This is a genomic window from Ruegeria meonggei (assembly GCF_042768335.1).
Taxonomy (GTDB): domain Bacteria; phylum Pseudomonadota; class Alphaproteobacteria; order Rhodobacterales; family Rhodobacteraceae; genus Ruegeria; species Ruegeria meonggei.
The window spans coordinates 62,368-76,124 of the sequence record NZ_JAXHBT010000003.1; the positions used below are offsets into that span (position 1 = coordinate 62,368).

11 protein-coding genes are annotated in these 13,757 nt (G+C 57.2%); 7 read left to right on the plus strand and 4 right to left on the minus strand.

Translation table 11 applies throughout. The features are described 5' to 3' along the window. Positions 1 to 187 precede the first annotated feature (187 nt). The 6 genes from rfbC (at position 188) to SJY13_RS22990 (ending at position 7,341) form a co-directional block, all read left to right on the plus strand. The gene (rfbC, locus tag SJY13_RS22965) at positions 188 to 748 is read left to right on the plus strand and encodes a dTDP-4-dehydrorhamnose 3,5-epimerase (RefSeq protein ID WP_377194743.1); all 561 of its coding nucleotides are present in this window, start codon (positions 188 to 190) and stop codon (positions 746 to 748) included. Further along, positions 745 to 1,785, plus strand: a complete 1,041-nt coding sequence (rfbB, locus tag SJY13_RS22970; protein WP_377194745.1) for a dTDP-glucose 4,6-dehydratase — start codon at positions 745 to 747, stop codon at positions 1,783 to 1,785. Before rfbC ends, rfbB begins: the two co-directional genes overlap by 4 nt. Further along, a complete protein-coding gene (gene rfbD, locus SJY13_RS22975) occupies positions 1,782 to 2,633 on the plus strand; it encodes a dTDP-4-dehydrorhamnose reductase (protein ID WP_377194747.1) in 852 nt (283 codons plus the stop codon). Before rfbB ends, rfbD begins: the two co-directional genes overlap by 4 nt. Continuing rightward, entirely contained in the window at positions 2,630 to 3,502 is an 873-nt protein-coding gene (gene rfbA / locus SJY13_RS22980; RefSeq protein ID WP_377194749.1) for a glucose-1-phosphate thymidylyltransferase RfbA, read from the plus strand. Before rfbD ends, rfbA begins: the two co-directional genes overlap by 4 nt. A 126-nt stretch (positions 3,503 to 3,628) precedes the next feature. Further along, on the plus strand, positions 3,629 to 5,620 hold the full coding sequence (locus tag SJY13_RS22985) for an acyltransferase family protein (protein WP_377194751.1): 1,992 nt from the start codon (positions 3,629 to 3,631) through the stop codon (positions 5,618 to 5,620). Positions 5,621 to 5,877: 257 nt separating this feature from the next. Beyond that, complete coding sequence (locus tag SJY13_RS22990) at positions 5,878 to 7,341, plus strand: glycosyltransferase family 39 protein (RefSeq protein WP_377194753.1); 1,464 nt, start codon at positions 5,878 to 5,880, stop codon at positions 7,339 to 7,341. Between the two features lie 98 nt (positions 7,342 to 7,439). Here the strand turns inward: SJY13_RS22990 and SJY13_RS22995 are convergent, their stop codons facing one another. Further along, a complete protein-coding gene (locus SJY13_RS22995) occupies positions 7,440 to 8,429 on the minus strand; it encodes a glycosyltransferase family 2 protein (RefSeq protein ID WP_377194755.1) in 990 nt (329 codons plus the stop codon). A 206-nt stretch (positions 8,430 to 8,635) separates the two neighbouring features. Here SJY13_RS22995 and SJY13_RS23000 point away from each other — a divergent pair, with 206 nt between their 5' ends. Further along, entirely contained in the window at positions 8,636 to 10,333 is a 1,698-nt protein-coding gene (locus SJY13_RS23000) for a hypothetical protein (protein WP_377194757.1), read from the plus strand. Here SJY13_RS23000 and SJY13_RS23005 read toward each other — a convergent pair. From SJY13_RS23005 to SJY13_RS23015, 3 genes are all read right to left on the minus strand, one after another. Further along, the gene (locus tag SJY13_RS23005) at positions 10,301 to 10,705 is read right to left on the minus strand and encodes a GtrA family protein (RefSeq protein ID WP_377194759.1); all 405 of its coding nucleotides are present in this window, start codon (positions 10,703 to 10,705) and stop codon (positions 10,301 to 10,303) included. The two genes, SJY13_RS23000 and SJY13_RS23005, sit on opposite strands and share 33 nt — an antisense overlap. Positions 10,706 to 10,832: 127 nt before the next feature. Further along, complete coding sequence (locus SJY13_RS23010; RefSeq protein ID WP_377194761.1) at positions 10,833 to 12,095, minus strand: right-handed parallel beta-helix repeat-containing protein; 1,263 nt, start codon at positions 12,093 to 12,095, stop codon at positions 10,833 to 10,835. A gap of 97 nt (positions 12,096 to 12,192) precedes the next feature. Beyond that, entirely contained in the window at positions 12,193 to 13,755 is a 1,563-nt protein-coding gene (locus SJY13_RS23015; protein WP_377194763.1) for a carbamoyltransferase C-terminal domain-containing protein, read from the minus strand. Between the last annotated feature and the right edge of the window lie 2 nt (positions 13,756 to 13,757).

Here is a 13,757-nt window from a genome sequence, read left to right on the forward strand (position 1 = left end):
AGGGCGCAACACAATCGGCAACGGATTTCATTCCGCCCATTGCCGATGCGTAGCATCCAGCCTGTCTTTGTGGCCAGAGGCTGGGTTGATCTTTGGTTGCAACACGGTCTGTTCTATTCGTATCCCTTTCATGACAGCCCAGTATTCAGTTGCTATGACCATGTTGTGTTAAATGGGTTTTGAGTAGATGCAGATTGAAGATACCGCCTTACCGGGCGTCCTGATCCTGACGCCGAGGCGGTTCGGTGATGCGCGCGGCTTCTTTTCCGAATCCTGGAACCGCAAAACCCTTGAGGCGCATGGAATCTCTCTGGAATTCGTGCAGGACAATCACTCGGTTTCCGCCGGGGTCGGCACCCTTCGTGGGCTGCATTTTCAATCTCCACCTCACGCTCAGGACAAGCTGGTGCGCTGCGGGCGAGGGACGCTGTTCGACGTTGTTGTCGATATCCGCAAAGGTTCACTGACCTATGGGCAGTGGGTCGGGGTGGATCTGACGGCGGAAAATGGAAAACAGCTATTGGTGCCCAAAGGATTTCTGCATGGCTTTGTGACACGAGAGCCTGACACCGAGATTTGCTATAAATGCACCGATTATTACGCTCCGGACTGCGATGGAGCGGTGCGCTGGGACAGTTGCGGCATCGATTGGGGGCTGACCGGCGCTCCGGTGCTGTCCGATAAGGACAAGGCCGCGCCTGCATTGGTCGATTTCGACAGCCCGTTTGTCTGGGAGGGCGCCTCATGAAGCTTCTGGTGACAGGTGGCGCGGGCTTTATCGGCTCGGCCGTGGTGCGGCGGGCGATCGCAGACGGGCACCAGGTGGTAAATCTGGATGCGCTGACCTATGCGGCCTGTCTTGAGAACGTGGTCGGAGTGGCAGATCATCCAAATTATTCCTTTTTAGAGGCTGATATTCGGGATCAGACCGCCATGGACCGCGCGCTGGCCGCCCATGCCCCGGACGCGATCATGCATCTGGCGGCGGAAAGCCATGTGGACCGCTCGATTGACGGGCCCGGTGCCTTTATCGAAACTAACGTCACCGGGACCTATACCTTGTTGGAAGCGGCGAGAGGATACTGGGAAGGGCAGGGGAGGCCGGGCAGTTTCCGATTCCACCACATCTCCACCGATGAGGTTTACGGCTCGCTAGGCGCAACCGGACAGTTCACTGAAGAGACACCTTATGATCCCCGTTCGCCTTATTCAGCCAGCAAGGCGTCCAGCGATCATCTGGTGCGCGCCTGGGGTGAAACCTATGGGCTGCCGGTGGTGCTGACGAATTGCTCCAACAATTACGGCCCATATCATTTCCCGGAAAAGCTGATCCCAGTCACCATTTTGAACGCTCTGGCGGGCAAGCCGTTGCCGATATATGGCGATGGGTCCAACGTTAGAGACTGGTTATACGTCGAAGACCACGCCGAGGCGCTACTGCTGGTGGTTCGAAAGGGCCAGGTTGGGCGCAGCTACAATATCGGTGGCGAAAACGAGTGTACCAATCTGCAACTGGTGCAGATGCTGTGCGGTATTCTGGACCGGCTGCGCCCCGGGGCTGCGCCTTATGCCGATCTGATCACCTTTGTCGCTGATCGTCCGGGGCATGATGCCCGCTATGCCATCGATCCGACCCGCATCCGGGAAGAGCTGGGCTGGCGGCCCTCTGTTAGCGTTGAGGAAGGGCTGGAAAGAACCGTGCAGTGGTATCTGAACAATGAAAGCTGGTGGCGGGCGCTGCAGGGCCGTGACGGCGTCGGTCAACGGCTAGGTGTGAAGGCATGACTATACTTGTCTTTGGCAAAACCGGGCAGGTTGCGCAGGAACTGGCTGTTCATGATGGCGTGAAATGTCTGGACCGTATGGCAGCGGATCTAACGCATCCTGCGGCCTGTGCCGCCGCGATCCGGGCAACCATGCCGCAGGCCGTGATCAACGCGGCGGCTTATACCGCCGTGGACCGGGCCGAGGAAGAAGAGGCACTGGCAACTGTGATCAACGGGGATGCGCCCACAGCAATGGCACAAGAGTGCACTGCTTTGGGCATCCCTTTCGTCTCTATTTCGACGGATTACGCGTTTGATGGGTCGGGTGAGGCCTCATGGAAACCCGGTGATCCGACCGGGCCGCTGGGGGCCTATGGGCGCTCGAAACTGGCCGGAGAGCAGGGGATCGCGCGGGTCGGCGGCGCCTATGGCATTTTGCGCACCTCCTGGGTGGTGTCGGCCCACGGCAACAATTTCGTCAAGACGATGCGGCGGCTGGGGGTTGAACGGGATCAGCTATCTATTGTTGCCGATCAGATCGGCGGCCCGACCCCCGCGCGGGATATCGCAGCGGCATGCCTGTCCATGGCACAACAGCTAACCGAAGACGCGGACAAGGCGGGTATCTACCATTTTTCGGGCGCGCCGGATGTCAGCTGGGCCGGGTTTGCGCGCGCAATATTTGGCGAATTAGAGACTGATTGTGATGTAACGGACATCCCGTCCAGCCAATATCCCACCCCCGCGCGACGGCCATTGAATTCCCGCCTTGATTGCTCCTCACTGGAAACAAGTTTCGGTATCACACGTCCGGACTGGCGGCAGGGCTTAAGCGATATTCTGAGAGAACTGGAAGACGCATCATGAGTACACGCAAAGGCATCATTCTGGCCGGGGGATCGGGCACCCGTCTGTATCCGATCACGATGGCGGTCTCAAAACAGCTACTGCCGCTCTATGACAAGCCGATGATCTATTACCCGCTGTCGGTGCTGATGCTGGCCGGTATCCGCGATATCTGCGTGATCACCACCCCGCAGGATCAGGACCAGTTCAAGCGCACGCTGGGGGACGGCAGCCAATGGGGGATCAGCTTGACCTATGTAGTGCAACCCAACCCCGACGGCCTGGCGCAGGCCTTCATCCTCGCCGAAGAATTCCTGGCCGGCGCGCCCTCGGCGCTGGTGCTGGGGGACAACGTCTTTTTCGGTCATGGCCTGCCCAAGTTACTGGCGGCGGCTGACAGTCATGTCGAAGGCGGAACGGTGTTCGGCTATCACGTGGCTGATCCCAAACGCTATGGCGTGGTGGCGTTCGATGAGGACGGACGGGCGCGGGAAATCATTGAAAAACCCTCGACGCCTCCGTCGAACTATGCGGTGACGGGCCTGTATTTCCTCGATGGTTCCGCGCCTGAGCGCGCGAAAAAGGTACAGCCCTCGGCGCGGGGAGAGTTGGAGATTACCGACCTGTTGCAGATGTATCTGGAAGAAGGCCAGCTTAGGGTCGAAACCATGGGGCGCGGCTATGCTTGGCTGGATACGGGCACCCATGCCAGCCTGCTGGACGCGGGCAATTTCGTGCGGACGCTGGAAGAACGTCAGGGTTTGCAAACCGGCTGCCCGGAAGAGATCGCCTGGCAATTGGGCTGGATCAACGAGGAAGAACTGCGCCAGCGGGCAGAGATGTTCGCCAAGAATGAATACGGGGCCTATCTGGATGGGTTGTTGAAATAAACGAACAGGCCGTTGGGCCGGGGTGCGCAAGGCTTGCAGTCAGACCCAAAAAATGCACCCTGAAACCTGATTGAAGCAAATAGAAGTGGTGAAAATTTTCTGGGTTAAGTGGTTTATGTGAACCGAGTGTCGAAAATCTCCTACAGGCCGGACATTGACGGGCTTCGCGCTGTCGCCGTAGTTCCCGTTGTCCTGCACCATGCTGGCTTTGCCACGGTTCCGGGCGGGTTCGTAGGTGTGGACATATTTTTCGTCATCTCCGGCTTTCTGATCACTAGAATTTTGACGCGGGAAATTCGCGACGGTCAGTTCTCGTTGCTCTCCTTTTACGAACGCAGGGCCAGACGCATCCTACCGGCGCTTTTCGCCGTGCTTGTCGCCTGTCTGGCCGTCGGGTGGTTTCTTTTGTTGCCCAGCCAGTACGACGCGCTTGCAAGATCCACCGCGGCAACGCTGCTTTTTGTATCTAACGTGTGGTTTTGGGATGCGGCGGGGGATTACTTTGGCAGAGGGGTCGAACTGGCGCCGCTGCTTCATACCTGGTCTCTGGCGGTTGAAGAGCAGTTCTATCTTGGGTTTCCAATATTATTGTGGTTGATGGCAAAGCAATCGCGCAGCTTTTGGGTTGGTGTGATTGCAGTGATTTCACTCATATCCCTGGGACTTTCGATATGGGCCACGACCGCCGCGCCGATTGCTAATTTTTATCTCACGCCGATGCGGGTGTGGGAACTGGGGTTAGGAGCGCTGTTGGCAATCGGAGCCTTTCCGGCGCTCCGCCGCCCGTGGGCCGCCGAGGCAATTGGGCTGATCGGCCTGGTCATGATCGCCGGCAGCATCGTGTTGATATCCGAGGATACGCCCTTCCCCGGTTTTATGGCCGTACCGCCCTGCGCCGGTGCAGCGTTTTTGATCTGGGCAGGAATGCACGGCACCTCGATTGCTGGCAGGTTGCTGGCTTTGCGTCCGGTTGTCTGGATCGGGCTAATCTCTTATTCGCTGTATCTGTGGCATTGGCCGATCCTTGTCGCGGCCCGAGTGCAAAACGGCAGCGCGGACCTGCCGGTGATGACGGCGCTGGCCTGTGTTTTGCTGTCTGTCCTGCTTGCGGCGGCAAGCATGTACCTGATCGAGCGGCCCTTCCGCATTCCCGCAGGCAAGGGCGGGTTTTCAAGGGGCCGTATCTTTGCAGGCGCTGGCATCGGTGCCGCGCTTATATTGGGGCTGGCCGTTACTCTGGTGGCGAAAGAGGGTGTCCCAAGCAGGGTTCCCGCCGAGCTGGCGGCCAAAATGAACAAGTTCAAGGAATCCCACTATCTGATGGATGCGTGCAGACGATGGGTTGAGGGAGAGGAGCCTTGTAAGATAGGGGCACCTGTTCAGGCCGAAGCAGGACCCCGTGTTGTCGTGTGGGGGGATTCCCACGCAGGGTCTTTGCTTCCGGGCATAAATTCCTGGCTGAAAGACAACGGCATACCGGGGAAGGCCTTTGTAAAGTTTGGCTGCCCTGCGCTGCTGGGGGTTCGCCGTGCTGACATGGCGCCCGTTCACGGGTGTGACACCTATAATGAAATGGTGGCGCGCTATATCGAACAGCTGCCCGATCTCGATGCGGTTGTCGTGGCATCACGTTGGGCTTTGGCGACGGAAGGCGTTCGGGTTTCTGGGGAAGAGGGTAAATCAGCTGTTCTGGCAGCAAGTGATGAGCGCCCCACCGGGATTGCGGATAATCCAAAACACGTGGAACAGGGTCTGAAACGGCTTCTTCAGCGGCTGAGAGGCCGGGGCATCGAGGTTCTTATCGTCGGGTCGATCCCAGAGATCGGGTTTAACGTTCCCGATGCCCTCGCGGGCAGCGCCGCGTTCGGGACCCGGTTGCGCGTGCCCCCGTCACGGGAGGAGTTTGACCACCGCAACACCCGCTCTTACGCAATTCTGGCGGCAGCCGGTCGGGAATTCGGCGTAGCACTTGCGCGCCCGGCCGATATTTTATGCGAGGAGTTCTGCCGTATCCAACTGGATGGCCGCCCCGTTTACCGCGATGACGATCATCTAAGCGAGTTTGGTGCAAACTGGATTATGCCGGTCTTGCTGGATCAGCATTTATTGCAGAACTGACGCGCTTCGCTTGTACACTGAGGCATATCCATAAGGTCGAATTTCTCAACCCTTCAACAACCCGGGTCTTGTATTGAAAATGTCTGTAATCAAGAGACAGTTCACATCAAAATGCACCAGCGCCAGTATATTCGCTTCGACGCATGGCCTGGGAACGGGAATAATCAGGCAGGTTTCAGCGAGCGGCTGTGCCTGGCCCGCGCAAGGTCAGGATTGGTTTGGTGCCCGGAGATGCGAGTGTGATCGGAGAATCTGACATGACCCCGCCATCCCCCGCGATTGGCCGCAATGATCTGGCAATTCTTCTGTTCATCCTCCTGCTTGCTGCAGTGCTGAGGACTGCGGGGCTGAACACACCGCTTTGGTATGATGAGATCTGGACTGTCGACACACATGTTCGCCTGCCCTGGAGCGACATGATGCGCGAATACTCGATGAACCATCATTACTTCTTCAGCATGAAGGCCAAGCTGTTCTCGCAGATTTTCGGGGAGGAAGCCTGGGCCTATCGTTTCCCGGCCGTCTTGTTCGGCGTCGGTACGGTCGCTGCGATTTGGTGGCTGGCCAAAGAGGTCGCCAACACCAGGATCGCGCATGTATCCGCCCTGCTTGTGGCGCTGTCCTACCATCAGGTCTGGTTCTCACAGAACGCGCGCGGATATACCGAGCTTGCTTTCTGGAGCGTGCTTGGCCTCGTTCTCTTTCTGCGGGGTGTGCATCGCCCGGCGATGGGAACCTGGATTGCCTTTGGGCTAACCGCCGCCGCCGCTGTTTTCACACATCTGACCGGCGCGTTTTTCTTTGTCGCGTTAGGGCTTGTCTGGCTGATCTCGTTGGTGACGGGGTTTGGACGGGATACCCTGACCCGCGAATGGGTGCTGCGGCCGCTGATCGGCGTTGCTATCGCGCTGGTTCTGACCCTTTTGGCCTATCTGCCGGTTTTGCCCAGTCTCCTGAACACCATGGGCGAGATTTCAGCAACATCCGCCGTCGACAAAATGCAGGTTTACCAGAGCCCGGTCTGGACCATGGTAGAGGGCCTGCGAACCACAATCGGCAATACCGGTTCCCTGACGCTGATCGTGGCCATCGTTGGGCTGGCAACAATTGCCTTTGGCGCATTAGGGACGCATTCGGCGCAGCCGCTGTTTTTTGTCGCCATTGCCATGCATATAGCGGTGACGCTGGCCATCCTCATGTCGCTGGACATGCGGATCTGGCCGAGGTTCTTCTTCGTCGATATTGGCCCTGTCATCGTTCTGGTCGTTGTCGGCTGCGGATATGGGGCCGGTCTTGTGGCGCGGTTATTAAAGCGACCTCAGCTAGGGCGGGTGCTGTTTGCCGCGGGTGTTCTGGCAATGGTTGTCGTGTCTGTGTTTCTGGTGCAGCGCAACTATGATGCACCCAAGCAGGATCTGGCCGGGGCCTTCGACTTTGTGGAAGGAACGCGCGGGCCATCCGAACGGGTTTACGCCATCAACCCCGGGGGTCCGGTTTTCGAAAGCCATTTCGGCGCGGATTGGACAACCATCGGTGATGCGGATGGTTACGACCAGGCGATGGCCCAGCCCGGACCTATGGCGCTGGTGGTTCTGTTTCCGAACCGGATGTTCCGTGTCATTCCAAGGCTGGAGACAGATGTCGAGGGGCAACTGGAATTCGTACGCGCCTTCGCCGGAACGCTTGGGGATGGGCGGGTTCTTGTCTATCGGCGCAAGTGAATCGAGGCGGTTGGGCAGTGTTCAGACTGTGAACAATCTTCTTGAATATAACCGATTGAAATAAAAATGAGGCTTCTGCCGCACGCCGCATAAAACAACTATTTGTCCTGTGTCAGACCCAAGCTGCTTTCTACGATGTACAGCGGGCGTTTTCGCGACTCTTCGTAGAGGCGCCCAAGATATTCCCCGATCACGCCCAATACAATGAGTTGCAGGCCGCCGATCAGCAAAACCGCGACCATCAGAGAGGCATAGCCCGGAACATCAATGCCGTAGATCAATGTCCGCACGATCAGAAAGATGCCATAAAAGATCGCACCAATAGCGGTGAGCATTCCGATATAGCCGGCGATCCGCAGCGGGACCGTGCTGAACCCCGTGATCCCGTCCAGTGCGAAATTCCAGAGCCGCCAGTAGTTGAACTTGGTTTCACCGGCGATGCGCTCGGGTCGGTCATAAAAGACCTCGGCATGCCGAAACCCAACCCAGGCAAAAAGCCCCTTCATGAAGCGATTGCGTTCCCGCAATCGACCGACCGCGCCAACGACGCGCCTGTCCATAAGGCGGAAATCCCCGGTGTTGGAGGGGATACTAACGCCGGATAACCTGTTGATTGTTTGATAGAACTTTGCCGCTGACCAGCGTTTCAGCACAGTGTCTGTTTCACGATTGCGCCGGACACCATAAACCACGTCATACCCTTCGCGCCACTTTTCCAGAAAGTCTGCGATCAGTTCGGGCGGATCCTGCAGGTCGGCGTCAATCGGAACGACAGCCGCGCCCGAGGTGGCATCCAGCCCAGCCGTTAGTGCAACCTCTTTTCCGAAATTGCGCGAGAAATTCAGCACTTTGATACGACCGTCGCGGTCATGCGCCTCGGCCAGCACTCTGGCGGTGCCGTCTGTGCTGCCGTCATTGACGCATATGATTTCATAGCTTTCCCCTATTTTATCCATCGCCTGCCCAAGGCGATGGAACAGGGCGGGCAGGGTATCTTCTTCGTTGAACATGGGAACGACGATGCTCAGCGTCGGCGTAGTCGGGTCGGCGGCTGTGGCTGCCCGTGACTGGGGGGGGGGTATGTTCATGTTCAGCGGCACCGTGGCAAATGTATTGTCTCTTATCTCTGGCAATAAATGATCACGGTTTGGCGGCGGGTTCAAAGAATTCGGCGATGAGTCGGGCATTTTTTCTTTTTCAGTGATACCCTTCGCTCAACCGGTTCCGGCGCGGTCCCGTCCGGAATCTGAAAAAACTGAGGCTCAGTTCCGGCCGAGTAGGGAGAGACAAATCAGTGCGCAGCAACGTCTGGATCGGGCTAACCGCGCTGGCGGCCTTGGCTGTCAGTCTTTTGGTCTTCGCGGTGATTGGCACACCGATGGGGCATTCCTACGGCTTCAACATGAGCTGGACGGTGGCCTTTGCGGACGCGCTGAGTGCTGGTGCGATTTATCCCCGGTTCCTACCTGCCCTTTGGGATGGAGTCGGAGGGTTCGATTTTTTCTTTTATGCGCCTCTTCCGTTTTATATCGCTGTTGGTCCGGCACAGTGGGTTTGTCCGGGATGCAGCCCGCAGGTGCTTTTTGGGTTGTCCGGCGGCTTCCTATGCTGGTTGTCGGGTATGACGTTCTGGATCTTTAGCCGGCAGTTTCTGCCCCTAAAGCCTGCATTGGTGGCTGCCTTCGTGTGGGCGCTTGCCCCTTATCATGTGGGCATCGACTGGATGGTCCGTCAGGCTGCGGGTGAGTTTGCGGCCTATGTTTTCGTGCCCCTTGTCGGGCATGGGGTGCTTGTGACCCTGCGTGACCATCGGCCGGTCTGGTCCTTGCCGGTTGGGCTTGCAGGGCTTGGCCTCAGCCATCTTCCAACCTTGCTTTTGGTCGTTCACGTTATGGCCGTTATCGTCGCCGTGTGGATTTTGACCGACCGGACCCGCTTTGTCCGGTCGCTTGTCATACTGGCCATCATGGGGATTTCCGGGATCGCCTTGTCCGCATTTTATTGGTTGCCTGCCCTTATTTTGCTTGGGGACGTGTCGCCCGAAGGCCTTTATACGCAGGAGCTCATTCCCGAAAGCTGGTATCTGATCGGGGCGGATGTCCTTCCTGAAAGCATGTACAAGCTTGCCCTTTTGATATGCCAATTGACCGCCGCCGCCGTGGCCGGGCTGGCCATCCTGATTACAGCGGGCGAAACCAGAAGAAACCTGATCATCTGGGCGTTGGTGCCTGCAATTCTTGTCCTCCTGCTTAACAGCTCGTTCTCGCGGGTTCTGTGGGATAATTGGATCATTGCGAAGGTCCAGTTTCCCTACCGGCTGACTTTGATTTCCGATCTGGCGCTTGCCCTTTCCATAGGTGTGTTGAGCGCTGCCTTTGCCTCGGACCGACGTTCGCGCCGGATTGCATGGGTCGGTGTTGGGGCGCTGGTGATCTCTTTCCTTGCTGTGGGGATGCTGCTGCCGGATCGCATTACCAAAGGCATTGCGGCGCGCGGGCAACCAATTGCGATGATTGGTGCGCCGGAATACTTACCGCCAGCGGTATTTAACCCGCTTGCCGAAGACGTGAAAGCCGAAGGGCAGCCGATCTGGAGATTGTCGCGGCACATGCTGGAGCTTGCGGCCGAAATCGAAGCTGCGGGGTCTGGTTTCATCCAGCCTGTTCAGGAGGCACCGCGCCAATGGATCGTTCGCGTTGAAGACCTCGGGCAATCAGAAACACCGCTGCGCGTTGTGCTGATATATTGGTCACATATGAAGGCCGAGACCACAGATGGAACTCCGCTGACACTCTCTCCGGACCCGGAAAATGGCTTTGTCACATTCGCCCCGACTGACGCGGATGTCAGGATCACCCTTCCACGACATTGGAGCGAATGGGTTGGCGCGTTTCTGGCCGGGTTCGGCCTGATCGCGGCGGTCTTTGTACTATACCGGGGGCGCAGGGCCGAGTCGAACCTAACCCGGTTTGCGGAATACCCAGAGGGTTGAAATCACATAGTTGACGGCAAAGGACGCGCCGATCGCCACCAGCAGGATGAACCAGAAGGGCAGGGCGGTGACATAGCCCAACCCCGCAACCACAGCGAGCCGCACGACCAGCGAGGATACCACTGCCATAAAGTACTTCACGTATCCCCGGACCGAGATTGTGCTCTGGCTGGTATGTTCGTAGCTGAAGATATTGTGCCCGCAGTAATTGATGATCGAGCCGAGGGCAAAGCCACAGGTCGATGCAAGGACAGGCGGCGCAAGCAGAATCGCAGCCAGCAACAAGGCCAGCAGGTAATCAGCGGTTGTGCCAAGGGCGCTGATGCCGAGGAACCTGAAAAACAGGCTTTTGTTTTTAAGGTCCGAGATCATGACAGGGCCGCAGAGTGATGATTGGGGGCAGGGTAGAGCAAGCTTTTGTACCGTTGGTTCCGTGGATCGTCTAAAGGGAATTATTGTACTTAAAACAGTTCAATTTTTGGGCCTCTCAACCCCGTATCTAACGGCGCGTCGGGTAATTTTTAACAAGTGTGGAACCGGCATTAAGGCGGTCAATTTCGCTGCCGGGACGCACCCCGTATTCATGAAAGCCATTGGCGGCACCGGTCGCATAGTAGATGAATTCTCGGTCATAGTATCCGGGCTTTGAAGGGGACTGGTCTTGAACGATGGCGTTGTTGAGTACTGCCCAGTCCTTTTGATTTTGGTAGCCGTTGATGGCGCCGACGACGTTTTGTTCGATCACGACATAGGTTGATGCCGATACATTTATGCGTGGGATCGTGACCTTGCCATCATTCGCCTGGCGCACCCGAATGATCGAGTTTTTGCGGATTGAAAGATTGTCTGCCGCATGGATCGAAATCCCATGCAGATGCGCGTTGTAGATCACATTGTTTTCAATCAGGACGTTCTTGTGACGCAAAAGGGGGTCATTCGTATTCTTCCCGCTTTTGCCCATGAAAATCGTCTGGGTGTAATCTCCGGCTCCGATATCGAAGATATTGTCCCGGATCACGATATTGGAACTGCCCCGGTTTGTGCTCCGTATCAGCTGGATCATATCCCGGTGGTCGCGGCTGGTACTGGCGCGAAAATTGTGCATCCTGTTCAGTTCGATCACCAGATCATCCATGCCGCTGAAGATCATTCCATCGGCCCGGATGTCATAGAACTGGTTTCGGCGAATTGTCAGATATGTGCTATGAACACCGGTCAGCGCTTTCCACCACTTCCGAAAAACGCTGTTTGAAATGGTGACTTTGGAACTGTCCCTAATCAGCAGGCCCCGGCCGTGGCCAATGCCTGCTTTGTAATCGCCATCGAACACAGAATTGCTGATGGTGATTTTGTGGCTGTTCCGGATGCTGAAGTGGTTGACGCGGTTTTTGTCACCGGGTTTGTAGGAATAGTCGAACATCAACCCATCAAGTGTCAGATTTCCGGCTCCGTTCAGGCGCAGCTCAGTGAAACACGCCGGAGAACTGGGGTCTGCGGACCGGATCGAGACCGGGGTTTTGAAGGCTGCCTTGATATTCAAAGCGCCATAATTTCCCCCGGCCAGCACTATGATTTCGCCGCCGCCGGCAGTCCTGAGAGCCTCGGAAAGGTTCTTGGCGTTTTGGATGATCTGGTCGTTTAGGGTTTCCGACGCGGTGTTCGCCCCGGAACAGGCTGGTGCCGCAAGCAACGGCGTTGCCGGTGCCATTAACAAAAGAATGGAGCAAAACAGGATGCCAACAGAGATGTATGTGCTTCGCATGGGCGGTCGCTCTTCATAACATTGGTGGCAGGGAAAACACTACGGACATGCAAAAGCCTTGTCTATGACGGCACCTTCACCAGCTCGCGAGCGCCCTTTAAAACCGATAGAACGATCTTCCGGCGACGAATCCGTCAAGCCCGACAGTGCGCGCGAATTTGTACAGGTCACTCGTTTTGTTAATGAAGCCCGAGCGTTTGAAGTTCAGCGATGTGTTGCACAAGACGCCGGCGCCGCTGGCTGCCTTGAACTCGGTCAGCAGGTCATACAGCATTGCATTCTGGTCTTTTGTCACGGTCTGCACCCGGGCTGATCCATCCACGTGGCTTACGGCCTTAAGCCTTGGATCGATTACTTGCTGAAAATGCAGCATGTGCGGCGAGGGACCTGACCAGTCGAAATGTTTTGACACATCGTCCTCCAGACAAACGGGGGACACCGGCGCGCGGCCCGCGCGGCCCTTTATCCTGTTCACCCGGTCGCGTGTCTCGGTCGAAAACGGGGCCGCGAGGATTGATCGGTTTCCCAGCGCCCGCGGGCCGATTTCACAATTTCCCATGACCCAGCCGATGACCATCCCGTCCTGCAGTGCGGCGGCAACCTCGCTTAAGTTCAACTCGCGGCTGGTGACGCCTTCCATCTCGCCCCGATCGTCGTTGAAGGGCTGACCCGCGTACACCGTCCAGTCCAGCTTGGCCCGCCCCGTGAAATGGCGCATGGCATCAACCGCCGTGCCGATTGCACAGCCGGAATCATTGGTGCACGGAGGGATAAAGACATCGCGGAACAGGCCGCTGTCCCGCCAGCGCGTGTTCCAGCGATAGTTCAGTCCGCATTCCCCGGAAATCAGCAGCGGATAGCGCTTGGTCAGATTGGCTTTCGCGAAGTCATGGAAGCGGGAAAAGACCGCCTCGGAATATTTGGCCGCAAGGTTGTGGAACCTTGGCGAGGCGACACCGATGTTGTGGTAGGGCGAGTCCCTGAACGTATCCTTGTTTAGGAAACCGGATTCTGCGCCGTTGTTTAAAAGCGCGTCAATCAAGCCCGGCGCATCACCGTCGTTGGCGCTTGCGTCCCCATGCGCGCTGGCGGATTGCAGCTTGCTGGAAAAATCCTTTCCCAGCGTTTCACGACCCCCCGTAAAAGCGGGGTCCGCAAGTGCGTAGAGAAAGGAAAACCGGCGTCCGGGCACGGTCAGTACCCGCCCCTTGTGATGTATCTTCAGATCGCGGTCGATTTCATAGAAATCACCGAGTTCGTCTTCCCAGACCAGCACATAACAAGGCTCGCCCTGTTCGAAGGGCGACATCGCATAGGTCGCCCAGATAAGCGACCGTTCATGCGAGGAAGAATAATAGTCCAGCCGTTTGCCAAAGAAGTTCTTTGTCCCGACAATGGCTGCGCTTTCGTCGATGCCGAAACTTCCGGCACCGGATATGACCGTGTGGCTTTCACCCGGTGTCGACCAGCCACTTAGGGCCAGAACGTCAGGGAGTTCGTTAAACCACAGCCCGGCGTCGATCAGCGTATTCGGGTCGATGGGCGAGTTTCGGGGCAGGCTGTCTTTCTCGGCTTCATAGGAAAACATCAGGTGCTGATTTGGTGCGTCGATTCCTGCGACCGCCCCATCATGCCCGGATTTGAAGGAAAGAATTTTCATAC